This is a genomic window from Kiloniellales bacterium (assembly GCA_030064845.1).
Taxonomy (GTDB): domain Bacteria; phylum Pseudomonadota; class Alphaproteobacteria; order Kiloniellales; family JAKSDN01; genus JASJEC01.
Genome location: JASJEC010000012.1, coordinates 45,658 through 69,583, shown reverse-complemented (window position 1 = coordinate 69,583; position 23,926 = coordinate 45,658). Strand labels below are relative to the sequence as shown.

Below are 23,926 nucleotides of genomic sequence, written 5' to 3'. Positions count from 1 at the left end.
CGAGAAGGAGGCAGGCAAGATGTTTTCGAAGAGCGGCGACAAACCGAAGGCGGCGCCCGCGCCGTCGGCTCCGACCCTGAACCGCAGCACCTCGAGCGCCGCGGTATCGCGGATCAGTGGGGACATGCAGGTGGTCGGCGATGTCCTGGGCAGCGGCGACCTCGAGATCGACGGCAGCGTCAAGGGCGACGTCAAGAGCCGGGGCGTGACGATCAACCCAGGCGGCACGGTGACCGGGGACGTCGAGGCCGAGGTCGTCCGCGTTCAGGGTTCGTTGACGGGGCGGATCAGGGCGGAGTCGATCACGGTGTCGGCAACGGCAAGGATCAAGGGTGAACTGGCCTCGCGGAACCTCGCCATCGAGTCGGGTGCGGTCTTCGAGGGCCAGGTGCGGCAACTGGGCGAAGACAAACCCCAGAGCGGCGCCATGACCAGCAAGATGGAAACAAAGCCGAAGACGGGAGAAGCGACGAATGTGCCCAAGATGGCTGCGGCGGCGGGCCAGGGCGCCGGAAGCCCCGGCAAGGTGTCACCGACCTAGAGCGGATCATGTTTTGCCGGAAACGCTTCGCGGTTCCGGCAAAACATGTGAATCCGCCCGATATCAACTTGATAAAGCAGATTCACCGGCTTCGATGGATCGCCTGCGGCGATCCAGCCAAACCCGGATCTGCTCTAGTGGCCCGGCCGCGTCCGGTCCGGCGCTCGGGGCAGCGCTGGGGCCCGGGGCCTCGCCCGGCCCGCGCGCGTTGCTTGCGCGCCTGGCCGCCGGTCTGATCCTGCTTCTCGCCGCGCCGCCGGCCGGCGCGGAGGCCCCCGATTACCCGAAGCTGCGGGAGGAGATGGTCCGCCGGGTCGAGTTGGTGGCGCGAATCACCGGCAGCAACATCGGTATCTCGGAACTCGACAGTCGGGTGCTCGATGCCATGCGCAGCGTGCCCCGTCATCTCTTCGTTCCGGCACCGTTGCGCGGCCTGGCCTACAACAGCCATCCCTTGCCTCTGGGCCACGATCAGAACCTGGCGTCGCCCTATCTTGTCGCCCTGATGACCCACCTGGCGGAACTGAAGCGCGGCGACGTGGTCTACGAGACCGGCACCGGCGCCGGCTATCACGCGGCCGTCTTGTCGAAGCTGGTGGCACGGGTCTACAGCGTGGAGGTCGTCGAGCCCCTGGCCCGGCAGGCCGCGGACAACCTCAGCGCCTTGAAGGTGGCGAACGCCCACACCCGCCACGGCGACGGCTACTACGGCTGGGAGGCCAAGGGGCCGTTCGACGCGATCATCATCAAGGAAGCCGTGGACCACCTGCCGGTGCCCCTGGTCAATCAGTTGAAGCCGGGCGGCCGGATGGTCGTCCCGCTCAGCAACGGTGGCGAGGGCCAGTACCTGACCGTGGTGCGCAAGCGGTTCGACGGCAGCTTGAGCCGGACCCGCGTTCTGCCGGTCATCTTCTCGCCGCTCCAGGGCGGCGAGCGAACCTGAGCCCGCGCCGCCGGCTCAGCCCGTCTCGGGCCGGTCGTCCGGCCCTTCGTCGCCCGCGGCCGCCTCCTCCGGAAGGTGGTGACGCTGCATCAGCGGGGCCTGGCAGACCGCGAAAACCATGGTCAGCGCGAGGATGCCGAAGACCTTGAAGGTCACCCAGAAGTCCGTGCTCTGAGTCCGCCAGACCGCCTCGTTGAGCGCGGCCATGGCCAGAAAGAAGCAGGCGAAGCGGAAGGTCAGCTTGCGCCAACCGTCCTGATCCATCGGCCAGGCATGGCCCATGAGCGGGCTCAGCAGCGGCCTGCCGAAGGCCAGACCCCCGAACAGCACCACGGCGAACAGCAGTTGAACGATGGTCGGCTTCATCTTCACGAAGCGCGGGTCGTCGAGCCAGAGGGTCAAGCCGCCGAAAACGCAGACCACGACCGCCGTGACCAGGGGCATGACGGGAACCCGCCGCTCGATCGCGAGGGAGAGCAGCACGCCGAGCACGGTGGCCACGACCAGGACAGCGGTGGCGGGCATCAGGCCCCAGCCGAGATACCCGGCGAAGAAGGCCGCCAGGGGGCCGTAGTCGACCGTGGGCCGCAGCCACTTCGGGGCGTCGGTGCTCGCGTTGGCCATGAAGCGCAGTCCTGGATTGTTCCGTCGGGCTGCACTAGGTAGCAGACTCGAGAGCGGATCGAAATGTCGTGTCGGAAGCCTCGATGAATTCCCGATTGCGAAACGGCGCGGGTCCCGCCGGCTTGCGCGCCCTGGCCGCCGCCCTGGCGCTGGCGCTCGGCGGCTGCGCACTGGCCGGGCCGGGGCCGGTGACCGGCCCGGCGCCCCAGGGGCCGGCCGACGAGCAGCAGTCGGCGGCGCGGGACTACGAGGCGGAGACCTGGATCGAGGGCCTCGAGGTTCCCTGGTCCTTGATCTTCCTGCCGGACGGCCGCGCGCTGGTCAGCGAACGCCCGGGACGCATCCGCCTGATCCGGCGGAACGGCGTGCTGGCCGAGACACCCTACGCGACGCTCGACTCGGCGGAGGGGGCGAGCGGCAGCCTGGCCGGCGGTCTGATCACGCTCTTCATCAGCGGCGAAGGGGGGCTCATGGGGCTGGCCGCCCACCCCGACTTCCCGGAACGGCCCTTCATCTACGCCATGCACACCTACGAAACGCCTGACGGCAAGGTCGCGAACCGCGTGGTCCGGCTGCGCGACCGGGGCGACAGCGGCGACTTCGACCGGGTCATTCTCGACGGCATCCCCGGCTGGGTGTTCCACAACGGCGGCCGGATCGGCTTCGGGCCCGACGGCATGCTCTACATCGCCACCGGCGAGGTCTTCGAGAACGAGCAGGCCCAGGACGGCGCCTCTCTGGCCGGCAAGATTCTCAGACTGACGCCGGACGGGGCGGTGCCCCCGGACAACCCCTTTCCAGGCTCGCCGGTCTATTCCCTCGGCCACCGCAACCCCCAGGGCCTGGCCTGGCATCCGGTCAGCGGGACGCTCTTCGCTTCCGATCACGGCCCGTCCGGCGAATTCGGGCTGGGCGCCCACGACGAGATCAACGTCATCCGACCCGGCGGCAACTACGGCTGGCCCCGCGCCGTCGGTGCGCCGGGACTGGCGGGACTGGCCGACCCGCTGGTCGCCTGGACCGAGGAAACCACGCCGCCGGGCGGTCTGGCATTCCACGACCGGGCGCTGTTCCTGGCGGTTCTGGGCGAGGGCGCGCTGATCAGGATCACGCTCGACGAGAGCGCGGGACGCTACCGCGCGGTCCGGATCGAACGCCTCTTCGGCGCCGGCGTCCCCGGCGCCTCCCCCGGCCGGCTTCGCGACGTGGTCTCCGGGCCCGATGGCAAGCTCTACATCCTGACCTCGAACCGCGACGGCCGGGCCAACCCCGAGCCGGGCGACGACAAGATCATTCGGCTGATCGGAAAGCGATAGTTCCGGAAAGGCGCCGCTTCGTCAGAGGGCCTCGCCGGGCGCGCTCCAGTCGACCTCCTGTTCCGGCTTGGCGACCCGGTGCGTGGGCAAAGTGACGGTGACCGTCGTTCCGCGGCCCACTGCGCTCTCGATTTCGAGCGTGCCGCCGTGGGCCTCGGTGAGCGACTTGGCCAGCGGCAGGCCGAGCCCGGTGCCCTGATGGCGCCGCGACAGGCTGCTGTCGACCTGAACGAAGGGCGTGAGCGCCCGGGGAATATCCTCGGCGGTCATGCCGATGCCGCTATCGCGGATCTGGAAATGGCAGCCGGTCGGCGCGTCGTGCCAGACCCGCGCGACGATCTCGCCGCCCGGCGGCGTGAACTTGATGGCGTTGGTCAGAAGGTTGGACAGGATCTGCTTCATCTTGCAGGCGTCCGCGACCAGAGGCGGCAGGTCGTCCGGCACCTCGGTCCTGAGTTCCGCGCCCGAATTTTCCGCCCGCAGCCGGACCAGCGAGACGACCGCATTCATCAGCTCGCTGGGATCGATCAGAGATTCCTGCAGCTCCTCCCGGCCCGACTCGATCTTCGATACGTCCAGGATGTCGCTGATCATCTCCAGCAGGTGAAGGCCCGACTGGTGGATGTCCTTGGCGAAGATCTTGCGCTGCTTGGCCCATTCGATCCGCGGGCTGTCGCGTTGCAGCAGTTCGGAAAAGCCGATGATCGCGTTGAGTGGCGTGCGCAGCTCGTGGCTCATGTTGGCGAGGAACTCGCTCTTGGCGCGGTTGGCGATCTCGGCGTCCTCCTTCGCAGCGCGCAGGTCCGTTTCGAAGCTCTTCTGACGGGTCACGTCGACCATGATGCCGCGCGCCGTTCCGGGCCCGCCGTCGAGCGGGAGGGTTAGGATGTCGCGGATCCACCTCACGTCGCCGTCGGCCGCGATCATGCGGTACTCGATCTCGTGCGCGCCGCCCGTGGTCGCGGCGGCGGCGTAGAGCCCCGCCACCCGCTCCCGGTCTTCCGGATGGAGACGGTTGCGCCAGAACGCCTGATCCGAGACCCACTGCTCGGCGGGATAGCCGAGCAGGCGCTCCGCCTGCTGGCTGACGAAGCCGAAGCGGAGAGCCGCAATATCGCCCTCCCAGACGATTCCCTCGAGGCTGTTGATCAGGTGTGTCTTGCTGGTCTCGCTCTGCTCCAGCTCCGCGGTCCTCTGCTTGACCATCCGATGGACCCGCGCGTTCTGGTTCAACAGGAAGCCGAGCACGGCCGCAATCAGCAGTGTGAGGGAAATGCCGCTGACCTCGAATGCCGTCGCCTGGGCGAAGTCGGGCCCCATCTCGTAGGCCGGCATCACGTCCCAATAGAGCTCCCAGTTGGCCTTGCCGTGAGACATGCGGATTGGGATGGTCTTGCGCGCCTGCGGCGGCGGGGACAAGGCGCCGATGACCGGGTTGATCACGGTCGAGGCGCGGGATTCCGTGTCGCGCTCGGCGAGGCGCAGGACGAGTCCGCGCGGTGCGTGGGCAGCCACGGCCTCTTCGAGGAACTCGCCGAGGTCGAGCCGCGCGGCGAGAACCCCCAGGGCCTCGCCGTTCGGGGCGGAGAAGGCCAGCATGATGCCGCGACCGCCCTGCCCGGTCTCGAAGCTTGGCCCCACAACGACCTGGCTGGGCGCCCGGAAGGCGGTCAAGACGGCGGCTTCGATCTCGGGCACGCTGGTCAGATCGTCGCCGACCTTGAGGTATCCCTCAGGGTCCGAAAGGAGGGTGACCGGGAAGTGGGCATAGCGGTCCGCGGCCGGTGCGGCTTCGCCGACCACGGTCAAAGGTCCGCCGAGGCGCGACTCCAGGGCCGCACGCCCGGCGCGTGCTGTCCGCTCGGCGTAGGCGACCGCGGAGAAGGGGAACTCGAAGATCCAGGGCTCCAGCGTCTCGACCGCCCGTTCGAACTTTTGGCTGTCGACCGGATATCGGCTGTGGAAAAGGGCGGAAAACGACCGCAGGCTTACCATAGACTTTTCCAGGGAAATCCGTATCGCGTCGCTCGAACGCGCGGCGTCAGCCTCGGCCCTGAGCAGCCACTGCTTTTCTGCCTGAGCACGCATCTGACGGCCGACGACGAGGCAGGCGGTCAGAGCGACGATTGCTGCGAGGCAGACTAGAAAGAGCAGGGCGAGCCGGCGCTTGGCCACTATCATGATCCCGGACCGCGGTGATACAACTCAGAAGAGAACCAGAACAGTCTAAGGTTTGCACCCTAAAATTGAGTTATTCAATCCTTATCGGAATCGCGATCGACGCCGCCCGAAAAGGCCGCCATCAAATGGGATCGCCCGAGGCGATTGGGGACGCCTAGACACCGCGCCCGTGGCATGATCGGGTATCGAGTAGGGAGACGCACCATGAAGAACACTCTCAGCCTCGCCGCCTCGATGGTGATGCTCGTCCTGCTGTCCGCCTGTCAGAACGCCCCGATCGAGGACTACGAGAATTTGTCGCTCCGCGCCAAGGGCAACCCCACCGTCCAGCAGGTCGGCGACTTCATCCAGGCCATGGCCGAGGGGAGGGGCTGGAAAGTCAAGCGCACCAGTCCCGGCGTGATCGACGCCACTCTGGTGCGTCGTGAGGGCAAGCACACCGTGGACATCACGATCACCTACGACACCGATTCCTTCTCGATCTACTACGTAACCAGCTCGAACATGAACTACAGCGAGCGCGACGGGGTTCGGCGGATCCACCCCAACTACAACAGGTGGATCGGCTTTCTTCGCGGGGACATCGAGTTCAGATCCGACATTCTCTAGCGCCGGCGGAGGGCTGGCGGAGCATGACGGAAACCTTCGAGCATCTGCTCTCGCCGCTGACGGTCGGCGCCAAACGCCTGCGCAACCGGGTGCTGATCTCGGCCCACGTGCCGCGCCTCGCCGAGGACAACCTGCCGGGGGCGGCCTACGTCGCCTATCACCGGGCCCGGGCGCGCGGCGGCGCCGGGCTGCAGATCACCGGGGCGACCGCGGTCCACCCGAGCGGCACCCTGGGCACAGCCTACAGCCTGCAGAACCTGGACGAGCGGATCGTGCCAGGCTACGCCAGCCTGGCGGAGGCGGTTCACGCCGAGGGCGGCACCATCCTGGCGCAGCTCGCCCACTCGGCCGCGACCCTGAACGTCTCGGCCCCGGGCCGACCGCTCTGGGCGCCCTCGCCGGTGCAGTCGGAGCTGGCCCGCGAGACGCCGCTCGCCATGACCTCCGGCCAGATCGCCGAGATGGTCGAGGCCCACCGCGCGGCGGCGGACCGGGTGCGCCGGGGCGGGCTCGACGGGGTCGAACTGCTCGGCGCCTTCGGCTTCCTGATCGGTGCTTTCCTCTCACCGCTGTCCAACACGCGCCAGGACGACTTCGGCGGCAGCCTGGAGAACCGGCTGCGCTTCGCGCGCGCGGTGATCGGCGCGGTGCGCGACGCGCTCGGTGCGGATCTGATCTTGGGTCTGCGCATTCCCGGCGACGAGGGCGTGGAGGGCGGGCTGACGCCCGCCGATCTCCGCGAGATCGCCCGCCGGCTCGCTTCGGACGGGCAGCTCGACTACCTCAACGTCATCTACGGCACCAACTACAACCGGATGGGCCGCATGCGCCACTGGGGGCCGACCCCCCTGCCCCAGGGCGTCTTCGTACCTTTGGCGGCCAATATCAAGCAGGCGGTCGACATCCCCGTGTTCGTCGCCGGGCGCGTCACTGACCCGGCCTTCGCAGAAGCCGTGATTCGCGACGGCAAGGCCGACATGGTGGCCATGACCCGGGCGCACATCGCCGATCCCGAGATCGTCGCCAAGATCCGCGACGGGCGCGCAGGGGACATCCGCCCCTGCGTCGGGGCCAATGTCTGCATCAACTTGACCGGCGGTCCGCTGCGCTGCTTCCACCACGCAGAGCCCGCGCGGGACCGGACGGCGGCCCCGGCGCCGCGGCCGGCCCGAAGCAAGAGAGTCGCGGTGATCGGCGGCGGCATCGCCGGCCTCGAGACGGCGCGCGCCGCGGCGAAGCGGGGCCACCGAGTGACGCTCTACGACGCGGCGGACGAAGTCGGCGGACGGCTCGGCCTCTGGGCGACGGCGCCGCTCAGCCGTGAGTTCGAGAAGGCGGTCGCGTGGCGGCGGCGGCAGCTCGAGCAGCTGCAGGTCCGCGTCGAGCGCAGGCGCCGGATCGCGCCGGCCGACCTGCCTGGACTCGAGGCCGAGGTCATCGTGCTGGCCACGGGTTCGCGTCCGAGCGACGCCGTGCCGCCCGACGGCGCCGAGGACTCGGTGATCCGCATTGCCACGCCGGACGAGGTGCTGGGCGCGCCCGGCGCCTTCTCCGGCCACACGGTGCTGCGCGACGGTGGCGGCGGGCGAACCGGCCTCGCCGCGGCCGAGGCGCTAGCCGCGCGCGAGCTGCCGCTGACCATCGTGACCACCGACTTCCTGGTCGGCGAAGGCATCGACCCGGTGGTCCGCACACCGATCTACGAGCACCTGCTGGGCGCCGGCGCGGTCTTCCGCCCGGGCGAGAAAATCGAGCGGCTGGCGGGCGACCGAATCGTTCTCAGCAACCTCTTTTCCCGCGCCCGCACCGAGCTCGCAGACGTGGCGACGCTGATCGATTGGCGCGGCCGGGATTCCGAGCAGGCGCTCCTGGCCGCGGCCGAACAGAGCGGGGCGGAGGTCCACGTCGTCGGCGACGCGCTCGCGCCGCGCAGCGTCGCCTTCGCTGTCGCCGAGGCGACGAAGGTCGGAGAGGCCATCTGATCAGCTAGTAGCGCGCGAAGCCTGATTTCAGCGCGCCCACGATGCTGCCCTCGACCAGGTACTTCAGGCCCAGATAGGCACCGGCGAAGATCGCCACGAGCGCGAGCGGAGCACCGAGCGAAAGGGTGGAGATCCCGGAAACGCCCTGACCGATGGTGCAGCCGAGGGCCGTCACGCCGCCAAAGCCCATAAGCGCGGCGCCGCTCAGGTGGCGAATCATCTCCTTGGGGTCGTCGAAGGCTTCGAGGCGAAAGTCGCCCTTTGCCCTGCTCGCCATAAACGCGCCGAGGATCACGCCGGCGACCGAGCCGATGCCGAAGTCGATGACCGAGCCCGTGTAGGTCATGAGGTAGACCAGGGCGTTTCCCAAGGGCGCGACGAAGGTGAAGGATTCCAGCGGCAACGGGTCGAAGTCGTCGGCCGCCAGGACTCCGGTCGAGAGCCAGCCGAAGCCGATCACGGCGCCGATCACCAGGCCGCCGAACAGGTCCTCGCGGCTCGTACGAAACTTGGGGTCCTTGAAGCAGTAGGCGGCCATGGCCAGGACGATCAGGCCGGCGACGAAGGGGCGGAGCACTGCTTCATCGCCGCCGGTCATCCAGCCGACGACCGCGACCAGGTCCTGGCCGCCCACCGCCGAGAGGTCGGCGTTGGCAGGCTCTATGAAAAGCACCCGGCCGAGGCCGGTCAGGCCGCGCAGCGTCATGTAAGCGACGATGCCGAGGACCAGGAAATCCACCAGAGACCTGAGATCGCCCCCGCCGAGGCGCAGAAGGGTCCCGTATCCGCAGGTACCCGCCAGAGCCATGCCGAAGCCGAAGCAGAGGCCGCCCAGGATCATCCCGAGCCAGCCGAGACCGGACCCTAGGTAGATCGAATCGTGCAGATCGATCGCGCCGACGACATGGAGGCCCTGCGCCAGGAGGATCGCGGTCGCCATGGCGAGGACCCAGGCCCGCATCCGCCGGGTGTTGCCGGTCAGAAAAGCGTCGGCAATGGCGCCCAGCGTGCAGAACTGGACGGCGCGGCCGGTCGCGCCGAGGACCAACCCGCCGGCGAAGCCGAGGATTGAGACCAGTGTGGTCGGGGAAATCTCGTCCATGATTTGGCCCGCCGCCTTGCTCCGCGACGCCAGGCGCCAAGTTCTACCGCGCTGCGGTCTTTCGACCGGTCTTGCCGCCCTAGGACGCGCAGTACATGTCGTAAAGCAGGTCGATGACCCGGCGCGCCTCGTCGCTTGCGATGGAATAGTAGATCGCCTTTCCGTCGCGGCGGCAACTGACCAGGTTGTCGGCGCGGAGCCGGGCCAGCTGCTGGGAGACCGTCGGCTGGCGCAAAGCCAGCATCTCCTCCAGCTCGGTCACGGAATGTTCGCCCTGGGTCAGGACGCAGAGGATCAGCAGGCGATTCTCGTTCGCCAGGGCCTTCAGCAGGTTGCTGGCCGCTTCCGCGCTCTCCGCCATGGCGTCCATGTCGTCCAAGGTCTCTGCCGATGCTTCCATCACCAAGATCCGTTCTGCTCACCGTGCGGCCCGCTCGTCCGCCCCGGCCTCGCATGCCGCGAGATATGCATTTTCCTCCAGCGAATCAAGGCACATGCCCATGATGCCGGGCCGATCCGGCGGAGACTCAGAACGCGATCTTGTCGGCAATCGCCTCGATTCCGGCCCGCGCGCAGGCGTCGTCTTGTTGCCCGCCCGGCGCGCCGGAAATCCCGACGCCTCCGACGATCGAACCGGCCGCCTCGATCATGACCCCACCGCCCAGCATCAGCGCGTCCTCGACGAAGCGAACGCCGGATTGGGCCTCGCCCGCCTGCGTCACCTTGGAGAGCTCCAGCGTGTCGGTGCGGAAGCTCACCGCGGTCCAGGCCTTTCGGCGCGCGGTCTCGGGCGTGTGCGGTCCGGCGTAGCGATCGCGGAGGAGCACTTGGGGATTGCCGAAGCGATCGACCACGGAGACCGCGACCTGGAACCCGCCGTTACGGCAGCTCTCGAGAGCCGCTTGAGCCAGCTCGAGCGCCGTTCCCACCGTGAGGATCTTGAATTCGACGAGGGCCTCCTCCGCCTGGGCGGGACGGCCGACAATGACAAGGATGGCCAAGGCGGCCAGCATCAGATGTTTTCGCATGGGTCTCGGTCTCCAGTTCATGAGCGCCCTTTCTGGGCGCCTTGTTCTCCAAACAGCCCGGAACGCGGCGCGGCGGGAAGATCTTCCAGCATGGCGTCGAGCAACCCCCAGAAGTGGTTCTCGCCCGGGTAGCCCAGAATGCGGCCGATCTCCCGGCCATCGTCCAGAAGCACGAAGGTCGGCGTGAACACGATTCCCTCGACCTGGACGAGATCCGGCGGGCGCGGACCGTGCAGCGCCACGCGGCGCAGGGGCGCCCGGCGCCCGGCCTCGGTCTTCGCGTAAACGACACCGACCTCTCGGTCCCAGGCCCTGCACCAGGGACAGTCGTCGGTTTCGAACATCACCAGCTCGGCCGCCAGAGCGCGAACTCCGGACAGGCCGAATGCCAGCATGGCCGTAGAAGCGACAAAAAAAGCCAGACTTGCCAGGCGAACTGTCACGGGTGCCCCCCTCGCAAGTCGCTGATGCAGGATCGCCACAACACATTCGCACTTGATATAATATAAAAGCTGAATATGATTAAGGCGTCAAGCTGGCTTAATCGAAGAGGCATATGCGATCCGGGCCAGCATAGCGATCGCAGGAAAACAGCCCGAGAAGGGTGGCGGTCGGCAAATTCGGGAGGCGACAAGATGGCGGCGCAGATAACCAAGACCCTGTCTCTCGTTGCCTGCGGGGCGGCGCTGATTGCGGCCGCGAACGCGATTCCCCGAGCCGCGGCGAGTGAAAAACCCTATCGGGTGGTCGACGGGAATAGCATCCCCAAGCCCCTGACCGCTGCGAAGGGAGACCCGGTACGGGGCAAGAAGGTCGCGATCAACCGCAAGCAGGGCAACTGTCTGGCGTGCCACATCATGCCGATCCCCGATCAGCAGTTCCACGGCGAGGTCGGACCGGATCTTTCCGAAGTCGCCAGCATCTACAGCGAGGGTGAGCTGCGCCTCCGCGTTGTCGATCCCAAGGTCTTGAACCCCGATACGATCATGCCGGCCTTCTATCGCACGGAAGGACTGCACCGGGTGATGAAGAATTTCCAGGGCAAGTCGGTTCTGACCGCGCAGCAGGTCGAGGACGTCGTCGCCTACCTGATGACCCTGAAGTAGTCACGACAGCGCCGAGCGCCGGCTCCGTACCCCGCTTCCCCGTCCTAGAGGCAAGAGAGATGACAAAGACACAAAGCAGACAAGACACAAGCCGCCGGGAGGTCCTGATCGCACTGGGCGCCGGCGGCGTGGCGGTCGCGACCCTGACCATGCTGCCGCAGGGCGCCAGGGCCGATTCCCACACCCTAGACGAGGCGATCAAGTCGCTCGTCGGCGATGCCGCGCTGAAGGAGGGGCGGATCACGCTCGAGCTGCCGCAGATCGCGGAGAACGGCAACACGGTGCCGCTCACGGTCGAGATCGACAGCCCGATGAGCGATCAGGACTACTGCAAGGCGGTTCACATCTTCGCCGAAGGAAACCCCTTGCCGAACGTCGCTACCTTCCGCTTCACGCCGGCCTGCGGTCAGGCGACCGCGTCGACCAGGATCCGGCTGGCCAAGACCCAGAACGTGGTCGCCGTAGCGGAGATGAGCAACGGCGATGTCTACATGTCGAAGGCCGAGGTCAAGGTGACCATCGGCGGCTGCGGCGGTTGAGGGAGACGTCAGATGGCAAAGTCAAAGCCCCGCGTGAAGCTGCCGAAGAAGGCGGCGAAGGGAGATATCATCCAGATCAAGACCCTGATCTCGCACAAGATGGAGTCGGGACAGAGGGTAGACCGCAAGACCGGCGAGAAGATCCCGCGTCAGATCATCAACAAGTTCACCTGCACCTTCAACGGCAAGGAGATCTTCTCGGCCGACTGGCACGGCGCGGTCTCGGCGAACCCCTACATGTCCTTCTACACCAAGGCGACCGAGAGCGGGACCTTCGAGTTCTCTTGGACCGACGACGACGGTTCGGTCTACACGAAGAAGGCCAAGCTGACGGTCCAATAACGATCCGAGCACGGGAGGCAAGACCATGGGACGCAAGGCTCTCGCCATAACGGTCGCGGCGGGCATGAGCTTGGCGGCGGCCGGGACGGCCCTGACCGACGAGACCGATTGGGGCATCTACCAGGTCGACGATAAGCGCAGCGGTTACACCTTCGCCAAGGCCGAGACGCGGGCGATCCAGGACGACGAGTTCGACAACCCGGCTTTTCTTTGGGTCGACTACGGCGAGGAGCTGTGGAACACCGCCGACGGCGAGGCTGGCAAGGCCTGCGCCTCCTGCCACGAGGACGCGGCCGAGTCGATGGCCGCGGTCGGCGCGACCTATCCGGTGTTCTTCGAGCCCTGGGGCAAGTTGATCAACGTGGAACAGCGCATCAACCAGTGCCGCACGGAGAACATGAAGGCTAAGGCCTTCAAGTGGGAGTCGCGCGAGATGCTCGGCATGACCGCCTTCGTCAAGAACCAGTCGCTCGGCGCGCCGGTCAGCGTGAAGATCGACGGCTCCGCGGCCCCGTTCTACGAGAAGGGCAAGGCCTTCTACTACGAACGCCGCGGCCAGCTCGACATGGCCTGCAAGCATTGCCACGAGGACAACGCCGGGAACATGATCCGCGCCAACATCCTGAGCCAGGGCCAGAGCAACGGGTTCCCGACCTACCGCCTGAAATGGCAGGGCCTCGGCTCGCTGCACCGGCGCTTCCGCGGCTGCAACAAGCAGGTCCGGGCGATTCCTTTCGGCTTCGGCTCCGACGAATACGTCAACCTCGAACTCTTCCTGGCGCATCGCGGCCAGGGATTGCCCGTCGAGACGCCCTCGGTTCGCAACTGAGGGCCCTCTCGACTTGCCGTAGGGGGGACGTGGGCTCACCCGCGTCCCCCCGACTCTTTCCGGGGAGCGATTGCCATGTTCAGCCGGCGTGATTTCCTCCAGGTGGCGGCAGCCACTTCGATCCTGACCGGCGGCGCCGGCGGCCTGGCCCGCGCCGCGGCGCGCCAGACTCTGACCCAGCAGGACCTGCTCGGCTTCGATCCGCTCGGGCAGGTCACCCTGCTGCATTTCACCGACATCCACGCCCAGCTCATGCCGATCTACTTCCGTGAGCCCTCGATCAATCTGGGCGTCGGCGAGAACAAGGGCCTGCCGCCGCACGTCACCGGCCGGGACTTCCTGCGCAAGTACGACCTGCCGGCGGAGTCGGCCAAGGCCTATGCGCTGACCAGCGAGGACTTCACGTCGCTGGCGCGCACCTATGGACGGGTCGGCGGCGTCGACCGCCTCGCGACCCTCATCAAGGCGATCCGGGCCGAGCGGCCGGGCAAGACGCTGCTGCTCGACAGCGGCGACACCTGGCAGGGCTCCTACACCTCGCTGGCGACGCGCGGCGGCGACATGGTCGAGGTGATGAACGCGCTCGGCGTCGAGGTCATGACCGGCCACTGGGAATTCACCTACGGCACGGACCGGGTCGAGGAGCTGGTCGGCGAGCTCGCCTTTCCCTTCCTGGCCGGCAACGTCCGGGACACCGAGTGGGAGGAGCCTGTCTTCGAGTCCACCGCGACCTTCGAGCGCGGCGGCGTCAAGATCGCGGTGATCGGCCAGGCCTTTCCCTACACGCCGGTGGCGAACCCGCGCTACATGATCCCGACCTGGTCCTTCGGCATCCAGGAGAAGCTGGTGGCCGAACGGGTCGAGGAGGCGCGTGCCGGCGGCGCGGAGGTCGTCGTGCTGCTCAGCCACAACGGCTTCGACGTCGACCGCAAGCTGGCGTCACGGGTCCCGGGGATCGACGTGGTCCTGACCGGCCACACCCACGACGCCCTGCCGGCCGCGATCCAGGTCGGCAAGACCCTGCTGATCGCCTCGGGCTCTCACGGCAAGTTCCTCTCCCGGCTCGACCTCGAGGTCAAGGACGGCAAGGTCGCCGACTACCGCTACCGGCTGATCCCGGTCCTCTCCGACGTCGTCAAGCCGGATGCCGAGATGACGGCGCTGGTCGAGCGCATTCGCGCGCCCCACGCGGCCGAGCTGGGGCGCGTGCTCGGCCGCACCGAGAGCCTGCTCTACCGCCGCGGCAACTTCAACGGCACCTTCGACGACCTGATCTGCCAGGCCCTGCTCGAGGAGCGCGACGCCCAGATCGCCCTCTCGCCGGGCTTCCGCTGGGGCGCCACCCTGCTGCCGGGCCAGGAGATCACGGTCGAGGACGTGCACAACCAGACCTCGATCACCTATCCCGCCGTCTACCGCACCGAGTTCACCGGCGCCTTCCTGAAGGAGGTGCTCGAGGACGTGGCGGACAACCTCTTCAATCCCGATCCCTACTATCAGCAGGGCGGCGACATGGTCCGGGTCGGCGGACTGGGCTACACGATCGACATCAACAAGCCGATCGGCGAGCGGATCTCCAACATGACGCTGCTGTCCCAGGAGCAGCCGATCGATCCCGAGAAGAGCTACGTCGTGGCCGGCTGGGCCTCGGTCAACGAGGGTACCGAGGGACCGCCGGTCGCCGATCTGGTCAGCCGCTACATCGAAAGAAAGAAGAGCGTGCGCGTCGAGGACAACCCCCACATCAAGGTGCGCGGCGCCTGAGGCGGCGCGAGTCCGGGGCGGCGAGGAAGAGCGGATCGTGTCGGGCCTGGAGGTTTCTCTCTTCGGCGCCTTCGCCGCCGGGCTCTTGTCCTTTCTGTCGCCCTGCGTGCTGCCGCTGGTCCCGCCATACCTCTGCTTCCTCGGCGGGCTGACCATGGACCAGCTGGCCGAGCAGCAGGCGGCCAAGAGCGTCGCCGCGCGCCGGGTCTTACTCGCCGCGCTCGCCTTCGTGTTCGGCTTCGCCACGGTCTTCGTCGCGCTCGGCGCGACCGCCTCGGCGGTCGGCCAGCTGGTCACCCAATACTACGAATGGCTGGCGCGCATCGCCGGCGCGATCATCATCGTGCTGGGTCTCCACTTCCTCGGCTTGTTCCGCATCGCGGTGCTGTTCCGCGAGGCGCGGTTTCACGTCGACAGCCGTCCGGCGGGCCTGCTGGGCGCCTACGTCGTGGGCCTCGCCTTCGCCTTCGGCTGGACTCCCTGCGTCGGGCCGATCCTGGCCGCGATCCTCTTCGTCGCCAGCGCCGAGGACTCCGTCGCGCGGGGCATGAGCCTGCTCGGCGCCTACGCCGCCGGCATCGGCCTGCCGTTCCTGGCGGCAGCCCTGGCGGCGGGCCCCTTCATGGGTTTCATGGTCCGCTTCCGCCGCCACCTCGGCACGGTGGAGAAAGCCATGGGCGGCTTTCTGGTGGTCACCGGCATCCTGTTCCTGACCGGGACCATGTCCGAGATCGCCTACTGGATCCTCGAGGCCTTTCCGGGCCTCGGCCGGATCGGCTGAGCGCTTCCGGGTTCTACAGGCGAGCAAGGCATCACTCGCTCGCCTCCAGAACCGGGAAGAGCAGCCGGTCGACCGGGGCGTAGTCGTCGCTGAGGATCGGCGGATCGCTGGCGGCGACCCGCGCCGCCAGGTCGTCGGGCGGCCAGCGGAGCCACAGCGGTCCCTCGTCCCGCGGCGAGACGAGACGGCTCGTCTCGGTCGGCCGGTCGCTCGCGACCACCACATAGGTGACCCGCTGGTTCAAGGAGATCTGCTCGGCATCGGCCCAGACCTCCACCGCCTCGAAACGGCTCTTCAGTGTCCTGACGACGCTCATCAGGAAGCGGGGCGTGCCGAGCCCGTCGACGATGTTGATGATGTAGAGCCCGCCCGGCCGAAGACGGGCGGCAACCGCCCCGGCGAACTCCCCGGTCACCAGGTGCGCCGGCACCGAGATGTCGTGAAAGGCGTCGCCCAGCACCAGATCGAAGCGGGGCTCCGGCTTCATGGCCTGCAGCGCCGCGCGGGCGTCGCGGTGAACGATCCTCAGCCCGGGCGATTTCGCCAGCCAGAGGTCTTCGCGCGCGACCCTGGTCACGGCCGGGTCGATCTCCGCGACCAGCAGGTCCGCTTCCGGGTACTTCGCGGCCAGGGCGCGCGGCAGCGTGTAGGCCCCGCCGCCGATGAAGAAGGCGGCGAGGCGCTCGGGATCGGCGAGGCGGAAGCCGATCAGGCGATCGGTCAGCTCGATGTAGGAGCTGTGCAGCCGGGTCGGGTCGTCGCGATCGTTGATGCCGTGGCCGAGGTGATCGAGCACCATGGCGGCGCTCGGCCGTCCGGTCTCGAAGGTGAAATCGATCACGCGGATGCAGTAGTAGTCGCTCTCGGTCCGGCAGGGTGCGTCGAGCGCGCCCTTCGCGAAAGCGCCGCCGCCGACGATCAGCGCGGCCAGGGAGAGGAGGCCGATCGCCGGAATCCGCCGGGCCGCCTGCGAGGGATCGAGCGCCAGCAGGAAAGCGGTCAGCAGGTAGCCGGCCGCCACGCTCACCACGGTGTAGGTCGATCCGATCCAGGAGATAAAGAGAAAGCCGGTCGCGAGCGTCCCTGCGATGCTGCCGAGCGCGCCCAGGGCGTACATCTGGCCGAGCACGCGGCCCCGGGCGTCAGGCGCCAGGTCGAGGGCGAGCCTGGTCAGCACGGGTGAAACGATGCCGGCGAAGAGGACCGGCAGCAGGAACAGCGCCGCGGCCAGGAGAACGATCGACGCCAGGGGCCCGAACCCGGCGCCGAGGATCGGTCCCGAGAGCCAGCGGATCAGGAGGAGACTCGCCAGGCTGAACAGGCCGGCCAGCCCGAAGGCCCAAACCAGAACGGTCAGGCAGCCCTTGTGGTCGCGCTGGGCCAGGTGGCCGCCGATCCAGTGCCCGAGCGAAAGGCCGGCCAGAACCACCGCGATGATCGACGTCCAGGTGTAGAGCGACATGCCGACGTAGGGCGCGAGCAGGCGTCCCGCGACAATCTCCAGCACCAGGCTGCCGGCCGCCGCGACAAAGAGAGCGGCGCCGTAGAGCGCGCGCAGCATTGCGGTCCGTTCCGCCATGGCTCCGCCGGTGACCCCCCGTTTGGTTGCGCCGCCCGTCGGCGGCGGCTGCGGTATGATATGAGAATATTCGAATGCGCGAATATTAGATTCATGCCCGCTCGGCAACGTCGCCGAAGTTTGCCCACGAAAACGCGACGCAGGTCGGGCGGAGAACATATTCATTCTTGATATAATATCGAACCTGAATATGATGATGGGCACAAAGGCCCGGACCATGATCCTAGGGAGGAGACATGTCCCAATCCGGCAACAAAGCGGGCTCCGAGAGACGACCCCAACGATCCGGTGAAAAGCTCGACCGACGCGCCTTCCTGCGCAGCGGCGCTCTGGTTGCGGGCGGCGCGACCCTCGGCCTTTCGAGCCGAGGCGGGGCGCTCGCCGGCAACGCCGAGAACCTGCCCCCCAACGTTCCGGAGTGGTCCTCCGCCCTCGGGCCGGGCGTCGACGCGGCGCCCTACGGCGCGCCCTCGCCCCACGAAGCTCATGTCGCGCGCCGCCGCGTGGAGTGGCTGACGGCGACCCCCGAGTCCTCGGTCAACTTCACCCCGCTGCACGAGCTGGACGGCTTCGTCACGCCCAACGGCCTCTGCTTCGAGCGCCACCACGGCGGCGTCGCCGACGTCAATCCCGACGACCACCGGCTGATCATTCACGGCCTCGTGGAAAAGCCCCTGATCTACACCATGGCCGATCTGAAGCGCTTTCCGCGGGTCAGCCACTTCCAGTTTCTGGAGTGCGCCGCGAACGGCGGCATGGAGTGGCGCGGCGCCCAACTCAACAGCGTGCAGTACGCCCACGGCATGGTCCACTGCGTGCAGTGGACCGGGGTGCCGCTCAAGACCCTGCTGCAGGAAGCCGGCCTCAAGCCCAAGGCCAAGTGGCTGCTGGCCGAAGGCGCGGACTCGGCCGGTATGACGCGCAGCATCCCGCTCGACAAGGCGCTCGACGACTGCCTCGTCGTCTACTCGCAGAACGGCGAGCGCCTGCGGCCGGAGCAGGGCTATCCTCTGCGCCTGACGGTGCCGGGCTGGGAAGGCAACATGTGGATCAAGTGGCTGCGCCGCATCGAGGTCGGCGACATGCCCTGGCATACCCGCGAGGAGACCTCGAAGTACACGGACCTCCTGGAGGACGGCAAGGCCAGGCGCTTCACCTGGGTCATGGACGCCAAGTCGGTGATCACCACGCCCTCGCCCGAGATGCCGGTGCAGTCCAAGGGCTTCAACGTCATCTCCGGTCTCGCGTGGTCGGGGCGCGGCCGGATCAAGGAGGTCCACGTCTCGACCGACGGCGGCAAGAACTGGGGCCAGGCCCGGATCGAAGGGCCGGTGCTGCCGAAATGCCTGACGCGCTTCTACTTCGATTGGAGCTGGAACGGCGAGGCGACCCTGCTGGAGAGCCGAGCGGTCGACGAGACCGGCTACGTCCAGCCGAGCATCACGGCGCTGCGCGAAGTGCGCGGCACCAACTCGATCTACCACAACAACTCGATCCAGACCTGGCTGGTGAACAGCGGGGGCGACGTCGAAAATGTCCAGATCTCTTAAGGTCCTTCTGCTCTCGGCGATCCTCGCGGCTTCGACCGCTTCGCTCGCCGCCGCCCAGGGCACCTTCGGCTTCGGCCGCGAGGCGACGCCCGAGGAAATCGCCGGCTGGAACATCGACGTCCGGCCCGACGGCCAGGGCCTGCCCGAGGGCAGCGGGACGGCGCTCGACGGCGAGGAGATCTTCCTCGAGCGCTGCTCGGCCTGCCACGGCGAGTTCGGCGAGGCGGTCGGACGCTATCCGGTCCTGATGGGCGGCGAGGACACGCTGGAGGACGACGATCCGGTCAAGACGGTGGGCAGCTACTGGCCCTATGCGAGCACGCTCTGGGACTACATCTACCGGGCCATGCCCTTCGGCGAGGCGCAGACCCTGAGCGCCGACGAGACCTACGCCGTGACGGCCTATGTGCTCTACATCAACGACGTCATCGAGGAAGACGCCGTGCTCGACCAGAACAGCCTGGGCGCGGTCGAGATGCCCAACCGGGACGGCTTCATCGACGACCAGCGTCCAGACACGCCGAGCGCCAAGCCCTGCATGAAGGATTGCAAGGCCGAGGTCGAGATTGTCGCGCGGGCCCGTATCCTCGACGTCACGCCGGACGAAGCGGAAGACGCCGGGCAGGCGGATCCCGCGTCCGGCGACGCCGCCAGCCCGGCGGCAGGGCCCGATCCGGCGCAGGTCGCGGCGGGCGAGAAGGTCTTCAGGAAGTGCAAGGCCTGCCACCAGGTCGGCGACCGCGCCAAGAACCGCATCGGGCCCCACCTCAACCAACTCTTCGGCCGCGTCGCGGGCGGCCTCGACGACTTCAGGTATTCCAAGGCGATGGAGGCCAAGGGCGGCGAGGGGCTGGCCTGGAACGGCGAGACCCTGGGCGCCTTCCTGGAAGCGCCGAAGGCCTACGTGCCCAAGACCAAGATGGCCTTCGCCGGCCTCAAGAAGCAGGCCGACCGCGATGCCATCATCGCCTACCTGAGATCCTACGGAGACTAGCCCCGTGTTCCGGAACGACCGGGTCGGTGCTGCTGGACGCTGGGTGGGCGGCCGCCCAAGCAGGCCGGCGGCCCGCGTGCTGCGCTCGTCTGCGTTCATGCTTTTGCTGCTCGCCAGCCTTCCCGCACTGGCCGCCGACGCCGATCGGGGCGCGAAGATCTTCAAGAAGTGCGTGAGCTGCCACGCGCTCGGAACCGGCGCGGAGGAGGTCAAGCGGATCGGCCCCCATCTCAACGGCATCTTCGGCCGGCGCGCTGGCGTCATCGCCGGGTACAAGTACTCCAAGGCGATGCGCCGCGCCTCGGCCGACGGCCTGATCTGGGACACGGCCGCTCTCGACATCTACATCGAGAACCCCAAGAACCTGGTCAGCCGCACGCGGATGAACTTCGCGGGCATCGAATCAGAGGGCGAGCGGGCCGACCTGCTCGCCTATCTGCGCCGCTTCTCCGATAACCCCCGCGACATCCCGGAAGCGGAGCCAACCGCCGCCCGGACCGACCCCGAGCCGCCGCCCGAGCTGATCGCGCTGGTCGGCGACGTCGACTATGGCGAGTATCTCGCCGGCGAGTGCCTGACCTGCCATCAGCCGGACGGCGAGGACAAGGGCATACCCTCGATCACGGGCTGGCCGACGGAGGACTTCGTCCGCGCCATGCATGCCTATAAAGTAAAGGCGCGGCCTCACCCGGTGATGCGCATGATCGCGGGAAGCCTGGCCGACGAGGAGATCGCGGCCTTGGCCGCCTTCTTCGAGGCCGTTGAATGAATCAAGCTTGAATGAACCAAGGCGGATGCACCGCCGATCCACACGGGAGGAGACGAGCAATGAAAACCACTAGGCGCAATTTCCTGGCCGCCTCGGCCGCTCTCGGCACGGCACTTTCCGCCCCCGCGGTCCTGGGCATGGCGCAGCCGAGGGCTGTGGTCATCGGCGGCGGCGCCGGCGGCGCGACCACGGCGCGCTACCTGGCTAAGGACTCCAAGGGGGCGCTCAACGTGACCCTGATCGAGCCGACCCGCACCTACTACACCTGCTTCTTCTCCAACCTCTACATCGGCGGCGTCCGCACGCTGGACTCGATCGGACACACCTACGGCGGACTCGCCGCGAGCGGCGTCAACGTCGTGCACGACTGGGCGACGGGCATCGACCGCGACGCCAAGACCGTCGCCCTGGCCGGCGGCGGCAAGGTTCCCTACGACCGCCTGGTCGTCTCGCCCGGCATCGACTTCAAATACGATTCCGTGCCCGGCTACGGCATAGAGGCGCAGAACGCCATGCCGCACGCCTGGAAAGCGGGCTCGCAGACCGAGCTGCTGCGTGCCCAGCTCATGAGCATGCCGGAGGGTGGCACCTTCGTGATCGCCCCGCCGCCCAATCCCTTCCGCTGTCCGCCGGGCCCCTACGAGCGGGTCTCGATGGTCGCCCACCTGCTGAAGCGGAACAATCCGAGCGCCAAGATCATCGTCCTCGACGCCAAGGAGAAGTTCTCCAAGCAGAGCCTGTTCGAGGAAGGCTGGCAGAACCACTACGAGGGCATGGTCGAATGGCTTCCGGCCTCGATCACCGGCGGCATCGAGCGGGTCGATCCGGCGACGATGGAGCTGGTCACGGAACTCGAGACCTTCAAGGCCGACGTCGCCAACGTCATCCCGGCCCAGACCGCGGGCCGGATCGCGGCCGCGGCCGGCTTGACCGACGAGTCCGGCTTCTGCCCGATCGCGCCGGACAGCATGCAGAGCCGGAAGGACGAGTCGATCCACGTGATCGGCGACGCCTCGATCGCCGGCGACATGCCCAAGTCCGGGTACTCGGCCAACAGCCAGGCCAAGGTCGCCGCCGCCGCGGTACGCCACGCTCTGATCGACTCGAAGATGTTCCCGGCGCGCTACGCCAACACCTGCTGGAGCATGATCGGCACGGACGACGGCGTGAAGGTTGGCGCGCGCTACAAGGCGACCGACGAGAAGATCGCCAAGACCGAGGGCTTCATCAGCAAGACCGGTGAGGACGCGGCGCTGCGCAAGCAGACCTTCGAGGAGTCGCTCGGCTGGTACGCCGGCATCACCAAGGACATGTTCGGCTGAGGCCACGTTAGTGACGGGGAGGAAGGGCGCCATGCGCGAGCTCGGAAAGACCGGCCGTCTGCTGACGGCCTTCCTCCTCCTCCTCGGCCTGGGCCTCGGGTCGGCGTCCGCCGGCGACGAGCCCGAGGTGGGCGACAACGGGCTCCATGTCCAGCCCTGGTTCCTCGATACCTTCCTGGACCTGTCCGAGGATCTGGCCGAAGCGAAGGCCGAGGGCAAGCACTTCGCCGTGATCTGGGAGCAGCGCGGCTGCCCCTATTGCCGCGAGCTGCACCGGGTCAATTTCGCCGATCAGCGGATCACGCGCTACGTGACGGAGAACTTCGTCGTTCTGCAGCTCGATCTCTGGGGCTCGCGCGGGGTGACCGACTTCGACGGCGAGGAGCTCGAGGAACGCGCTCTGGCCCGGAAGTGGGGCGTCAACTTCACCCCCAGCATGGTGTTCTTTCCCGACGACCCGGCGCTGGTCCGGGGCAAGGACGGCCGCGCGGCCGAGGTCTTCCGCATGCCGGGCTACTTCAAGCCCTTCGTCTTCCATTCGATGCTCGAGTACGTCCGTGGCCGCGAATACCAGGACGTCGGCTTCCAGCGGTATCTGCAGACCAAGACCGCCGAACTGGAAGCCAAGGGTATCAGCCCCGACGCCTGGTAGCGCGCACCACCGCGCACCCCTTTCCTCCCGACCGCGAGTTCCGTTAGTCTAACGCGGCGCAAAGCTCGACGTTGGAGGGGGCACTGTCGGAACCATGAAGCTTGGCGCGCTCGTCCTCAGGGTCCTGCAGAATCCCAAGACCATCATCGCCGGCGTTCTGCTCGGCTTCGCCTCCGGATTCTACCTCAAGGACTTCTCCCACGCCCTGAAGCCGGTCGCCGACATCTACATCTCGCTGCTGTCGATGTGCCTGCTGCCGATCCTGGTCAGCGCGCTGATCTGGGGCATCGGGCAGATGTTGCGCCAGCCGGGCACCCGCGCGCTCTTCGGCCGCATGGGCGTGATCTACGGCCTCGGCCTGCTAGTCCCCATGGTCGTGACCATTCTGGTCGCCCTCGTGCTGCAGCCGGGCGCTTCGCTGGGCGACGAGGCCGCAGCGGCGCTCGGCGGCAGGATGGCCGGCGCCCAGCAGAGCGGCGGAGAGGGCGGCCTGCTCGCCTTTATCGGCACTCTGGCACCGCCCAACGTCTTCGAGGCCCTGAGCGAGGGCCAGTTCATCTCGATCGTCTTCTTCTGCGCGCTGGTCGGCCTCGCGCTCGGCGTGGTCCGCTCGCCGGGCGCCGACGAGGCGCTGCGCGTGCTGAACGCGTTCTACGAAACCTTCTCCATGGTGTTCCACTGGGTGCTGATCCCCCTGCCGATCGGTCTCTTCTCGATCGTCGCCTACCACATGTCCGAAGCGGACACCGAGCTGCTGGTCGCGCTGGCAACCTACATCGGCGGGTTCTGGGTGGCGGGGGTCATCGTTCTCGCCTTTCACGTCTGCGTCCTGGCCGCCGTCTGCCGCATGGCGCCGTGGCGGCCGCTGATCGCCTTGAAGACGCCGCTGATCCTGGCCTTCGCGACCGACAACCCCTTCGTCGCGCTCAAGTCGGCGATCGAGTCCCTGCAGGCGCATTTCCAGGTCGAGCGCGAGGTGGCCGACACCATCGTTCCCTTCGGCGTGCTGGCCAACCAGCACGGCCAAATCGTGCTCTTCACCTTCACCGCGATGTTCCTGGCGCAGCTCTACGGCGTCGAGCTCAGCCTCTCCGTGCTGGCCGGGCTCGCGCTCGGGGTGACGATCTCCGGCGCGGCGGCGGTCGGCGGCGGCGCGACGCTGGCGCCGATCCTGGCCCCGGTGCTGCTGGGAGCGGGCATCCCCGACGCCCTCGCCCTCGTCATCTTCGCGACCACCCAGCCGGCCGTCGCCAATCTCGGGTCGACGCTGACCGTGCAGGCGACCTGCAACCTTGCGGTCCTGACCGCGCGCGGCGCGGCGCCCGAGGCCGCACAAGTCCGAGCAGCCGCTTCGGCGGAATGATTCGAGAAAG

Annotated in this window: 24 protein-coding genes; 17 read left to right on the top strand and 7 right to left on the bottom strand. The window is 67.8% G+C overall.

Annotated features, from left to right (window positions below; translation table 11 throughout):
* The first annotated feature begins 19 nt into the window (after positions 1-19).
* Both QNJ67_06895 and QNJ67_06890 read left to right on the top strand, forming a co-directional pair.
* Positions 20-541: a polymer-forming cytoskeletal protein gene (locus tag QNJ67_06895; GenBank protein ID MDJ0608687.1), complete on the top strand. Its 522-nt coding sequence runs from the start codon at positions 20-22 to the stop codon at positions 539-541.
* Positions 542-749: 208 nt separating this feature from the next.
* Positions 750-1,484: a protein-L-isoaspartate(D-aspartate) O-methyltransferase gene (locus QNJ67_06890; GenBank protein ID MDJ0608686.1), complete on the top strand. Its 735-nt coding sequence runs from the start codon at positions 750-752 to the stop codon at positions 1,482-1,484.
* 15 nt (positions 1,485-1,499) lie between these two features.
* Here QNJ67_06890 and QNJ67_06885 read toward each other — a convergent pair whose 3' ends face one another.
* Positions 1,500-2,108, bottom strand: a complete 609-nt coding sequence (locus QNJ67_06885) for a septation protein A (GenBank protein ID MDJ0608685.1) — start codon at positions 2,106-2,108, stop codon at positions 1,500-1,502.
* 83 nt (positions 2,109-2,191) lie between these two features.
* On the opposite strand from QNJ67_06885, the gene QNJ67_06880 reads away from it, so the two are divergent.
* Positions 2,192-3,424, top strand: a complete 1,233-nt coding sequence (locus QNJ67_06880) for a PQQ-dependent sugar dehydrogenase (protein ID MDJ0608684.1) — start codon at positions 2,192-2,194, stop codon at positions 3,422-3,424.
* Positions 3,425-3,445: 21 nt separating this feature from the next.
* Here the strand turns inward: QNJ67_06880 and QNJ67_06875 are convergent, their stop codons facing one another.
* Positions 3,446-5,599: an ATP-binding protein gene (locus tag QNJ67_06875; GenBank protein ID MDJ0608683.1), complete on the bottom strand. Its 2,154-nt coding sequence runs from the start codon at positions 5,597-5,599 to the stop codon at positions 3,446-3,448.
* A gap of 210 nt (positions 5,600-5,809) precedes the next feature.
* Between QNJ67_06875 and QNJ67_06870 the strand changes: the two genes are divergently transcribed.
* Positions 5,810-6,214 (top strand): hypothetical protein, encoded by a 405-nt coding sequence (locus QNJ67_06870; protein ID MDJ0608682.1) that lies wholly within the window; start codon positions 5,810-5,812, stop codon positions 6,212-6,214.
* 23 nt (positions 6,215-6,237) lie between these two features.
* Positions 6,238-8,196, top strand: coding sequence for an FAD-dependent oxidoreductase (locus tag QNJ67_06865; GenBank protein ID MDJ0608681.1), 1,959 nt, complete (start codon positions 6,238-6,240; stop codon positions 8,194-8,196).
* Positions 8,197-8,200: 4 nt separating this feature from the next.
* Here QNJ67_06865 and QNJ67_06860 read toward each other — a convergent pair whose 3' ends face one another.
* The 4 genes from QNJ67_06860 to QNJ67_06845 all read right to left on the bottom strand — a co-directional run bounded on the left by QNJ67_06860 (position 8,201) and on the right by QNJ67_06845 (position 10,769).
* Positions 8,201-9,298 (bottom strand): YeeE/YedE family protein, encoded by a 1,098-nt coding sequence (locus tag QNJ67_06860; GenBank protein MDJ0608680.1) that lies wholly within the window; start codon positions 9,296-9,298, stop codon positions 8,201-8,203.
* Positions 9,299-9,377: 79 nt separating this feature from the next.
* The gene (locus QNJ67_06855; protein MDJ0608679.1) at positions 9,378-9,698 is read right to left on the bottom strand and encodes a metalloregulator ArsR/SmtB family transcription factor; all 321 of its coding nucleotides are present in this window, start codon (positions 9,696-9,698) and stop codon (positions 9,378-9,380) included.
* A gap of 127 nt (positions 9,699-9,825) precedes the next feature.
* Positions 9,826-10,326, bottom strand: a complete 501-nt coding sequence (locus QNJ67_06850; GenBank protein ID MDJ0608678.1) for a heme-binding protein — start codon at positions 10,324-10,326, stop codon at positions 9,826-9,828.
* Between the two features lie 17 nt (positions 10,327-10,343).
* Positions 10,344-10,769: a hypothetical protein gene (locus QNJ67_06845; protein ID MDJ0608677.1), complete on the bottom strand. Its 426-nt coding sequence runs from the start codon at positions 10,767-10,769 to the stop codon at positions 10,344-10,346.
* Between the two features lie 192 nt (positions 10,770-10,961).
* Here QNJ67_06845 and soxX point away from each other — a divergent pair, with 192 nt between their 5' ends.
* The 6 genes from soxX to QNJ67_06815 all read left to right on the top strand — a co-directional run bounded on the left by soxX (position 10,962) and on the right by QNJ67_06815 (position 15,687).
* A complete protein-coding gene (gene soxX / locus QNJ67_06840; GenBank protein ID MDJ0608676.1) occupies positions 10,962-11,432 on the top strand; it encodes a sulfur oxidation c-type cytochrome SoxX in 471 nt (156 codons plus the stop codon).
* A 59-nt stretch (positions 11,433-11,491) separates the two neighbouring features.
* On the top strand, positions 11,492-11,971 hold the full coding sequence (gene soxY / locus QNJ67_06835; GenBank protein ID MDJ0608675.1) for a thiosulfate oxidation carrier protein SoxY: 480 nt from the start codon (positions 11,492-11,494) through the stop codon (positions 11,969-11,971).
* Positions 11,972-11,983: 12 nt separating this feature from the next.
* On the top strand, positions 11,984-12,313 hold the full coding sequence (soxZ, locus tag QNJ67_06830) for a thiosulfate oxidation carrier complex protein SoxZ (protein ID MDJ0608674.1): 330 nt from the start codon (positions 11,984-11,986) through the stop codon (positions 12,311-12,313).
* 25 nt (positions 12,314-12,338) lie between these two features.
* Positions 12,339-13,142, top strand: a complete 804-nt coding sequence (gene soxA, locus QNJ67_06825) for a sulfur oxidation c-type cytochrome SoxA (protein MDJ0608673.1) — start codon at positions 12,339-12,341, stop codon at positions 13,140-13,142.
* A gap of 75 nt (positions 13,143-13,217) precedes the next feature.
* Complete coding sequence (soxB, locus tag QNJ67_06820; protein MDJ0608672.1) at positions 13,218-14,906, top strand: thiosulfohydrolase SoxB; 1,689 nt, start codon at positions 13,218-13,220, stop codon at positions 14,904-14,906.
* Between the two features lie 37 nt (positions 14,907-14,943).
* On the top strand, positions 14,944-15,687 hold the full coding sequence (locus QNJ67_06815) for a cytochrome c biogenesis protein CcdA (GenBank protein ID MDJ0608671.1): 744 nt from the start codon (positions 14,944-14,946) through the stop codon (positions 15,685-15,687).
* A 31-nt stretch (positions 15,688-15,718) separates the two neighbouring features.
* On the opposite strand, the gene QNJ67_06810 is transcribed toward QNJ67_06815, so the two are convergent.
* On the bottom strand, positions 15,719-17,266 hold the full coding sequence (locus tag QNJ67_06810; GenBank protein ID MDJ0608670.1) for a fused MFS/spermidine synthase: 1,548 nt from the start codon (positions 17,264-17,266) through the stop codon (positions 15,719-15,721).
* Between the two features lie 236 nt (positions 17,267-17,502).
* Here QNJ67_06810 and soxC point away from each other — a divergent pair, with 236 nt between their 5' ends.
* The 6 genes from soxC (at position 17,503) to QNJ67_06780 (ending at position 23,916) form a co-directional block, all read left to right on the top strand.
* Positions 17,503-18,816, top strand: a complete 1,314-nt coding sequence (gene soxC, locus QNJ67_06805; GenBank protein MDJ0608669.1) for a sulfite dehydrogenase — start codon at positions 17,503-17,505, stop codon at positions 18,814-18,816.
* Entirely contained in the window at positions 18,800-19,810 is a 1,011-nt protein-coding gene (locus QNJ67_06800) for a c-type cytochrome (GenBank protein MDJ0608668.1), read from the top strand. Before soxC ends, QNJ67_06800 begins: the two co-directional genes overlap by 17 nt.
* A 4-nt stretch (positions 19,811-19,814) precedes the next feature.
* Complete coding sequence (locus tag QNJ67_06795) at positions 19,815-20,579, top strand: c-type cytochrome (GenBank protein MDJ0608667.1); 765 nt, start codon at positions 19,815-19,817, stop codon at positions 20,577-20,579.
* Between the two features lie 59 nt (positions 20,580-20,638).
* Positions 20,639-21,901: an NAD(P)/FAD-dependent oxidoreductase gene (locus QNJ67_06790; protein MDJ0608666.1), complete on the top strand. Its 1,263-nt coding sequence runs from the start codon at positions 20,639-20,641 to the stop codon at positions 21,899-21,901.
* A gap of 31 nt (positions 21,902-21,932) precedes the next feature.
* Complete coding sequence (locus QNJ67_06785; GenBank protein MDJ0608665.1) at positions 21,933-22,553, top strand: thioredoxin family protein; 621 nt, start codon at positions 21,933-21,935, stop codon at positions 22,551-22,553.
* 94 nt (positions 22,554-22,647) lie between these two features.
* Positions 22,648-23,916, top strand: a complete 1,269-nt coding sequence (locus QNJ67_06780; protein MDJ0608664.1) for a cation:dicarboxylase symporter family transporter — start codon at positions 22,648-22,650, stop codon at positions 23,914-23,916.
* Positions 23,917-23,926 lie beyond the last annotated feature (10 nt).

What these genes read in the sequence shown, in the direction of transcription:
- QNJ67_06790 (MDJ0608666.1), top strand. Translation starts at nt 20,639, where the DNA reads ATGAAAACCACTAGGCGCAATTTCCTGGCCGCCTCGGCCGCTCTCGGC.
- soxA (MDJ0608673.1), top strand. Translation starts at nt 12,339, where the DNA reads ATGGGACGCAAGGCTCTCGCCATAACGGTCGCGGCGGGCATGAGCTTG.
- soxB (MDJ0608672.1), top strand. Translation starts at nt 13,218, where the DNA reads ATGTTCAGCCGGCGTGATTTCCTCCAGGTGGCGGCAGCCACTTCGATC.
- QNJ67_06865 (MDJ0608681.1), top strand. Translation starts at nt 6,238, where the DNA reads ATGACGGAAACCTTCGAGCATCTGCTCTCGCCGCTGACGGTCGGCGCC.
- soxY (MDJ0608675.1), top strand. Translation starts at nt 11,492, where the DNA reads ATGACAAAGACACAAAGCAGACAAGACACAAGCCGCCGGGAGGTCCTG.
- QNJ67_06850 (MDJ0608678.1), bottom strand. Translation starts at nt 10,326, where the DNA reads ATGCGAAAACATCTGATGCTGGCCGCCTTGGCCATCCTTGTCATTGTC.
- QNJ67_06885 (MDJ0608685.1), bottom strand. Translation starts at nt 2,108, where the DNA reads ATGGCCAACGCGAGCACCGACGCCCCGAAGTGGCTGCGGCCCACGGTC.
- QNJ67_06855 (MDJ0608679.1), bottom strand. Translation starts at nt 9,698, where the DNA reads ATGGAAGCATCGGCAGAGACCTTGGACGACATGGACGCCATGGCGGAG.
- soxX (MDJ0608676.1), top strand. Translation starts at nt 10,962, where the DNA reads ATGGCGGCGCAGATAACCAAGACCCTGTCTCTCGTTGCCTGCGGGGCG.
- QNJ67_06785 (MDJ0608665.1), top strand. Translation starts at nt 21,933, where the DNA reads ATGCGCGAGCTCGGAAAGACCGGCCGTCTGCTGACGGCCTTCCTCCTC.
- QNJ67_06780 (MDJ0608664.1), top strand. Translation starts at nt 22,648, where the DNA reads ATGAAGCTTGGCGCGCTCGTCCTCAGGGTCCTGCAGAATCCCAAGACC.
- QNJ67_06895 (MDJ0608687.1), top strand. Translation starts at nt 20, where the DNA reads ATGTTTTCGAAGAGCGGCGACAAACCGAAGGCGGCGCCCGCGCCGTCG.
- QNJ67_06860 (MDJ0608680.1), bottom strand. Translation starts at nt 9,298, where the DNA reads ATGGACGAGATTTCCCCGACCACACTGGTCTCAATCCTCGGCTTCGCC.
- QNJ67_06800 (MDJ0608668.1), top strand. Translation starts at nt 18,800, where the DNA reads ATGTCCAGATCTCTTAAGGTCCTTCTGCTCTCGGCGATCCTCGCGGCT.
- soxC (MDJ0608669.1), top strand. Translation starts at nt 17,503, where the DNA reads ATGTCCCAATCCGGCAACAAAGCGGGCTCCGAGAGACGACCCCAACGA.
- QNJ67_06870 (MDJ0608682.1), top strand. Translation starts at nt 5,810, where the DNA reads ATGAAGAACACTCTCAGCCTCGCCGCCTCGATGGTGATGCTCGTCCTG.
- QNJ67_06810 (MDJ0608670.1), bottom strand. Translation starts at nt 17,266, where the DNA reads ATGGCGGAACGGACCGCAATGCTGCGCGCGCTCTACGGCGCCGCTCTC.
- soxZ (MDJ0608674.1), top strand. Translation starts at nt 11,984, where the DNA reads ATGGCAAAGTCAAAGCCCCGCGTGAAGCTGCCGAAGAAGGCGGCGAAG.
- QNJ67_06880 (MDJ0608684.1), top strand. Translation starts at nt 2,192, where the DNA reads ATGAATTCCCGATTGCGAAACGGCGCGGGTCCCGCCGGCTTGCGCGCC.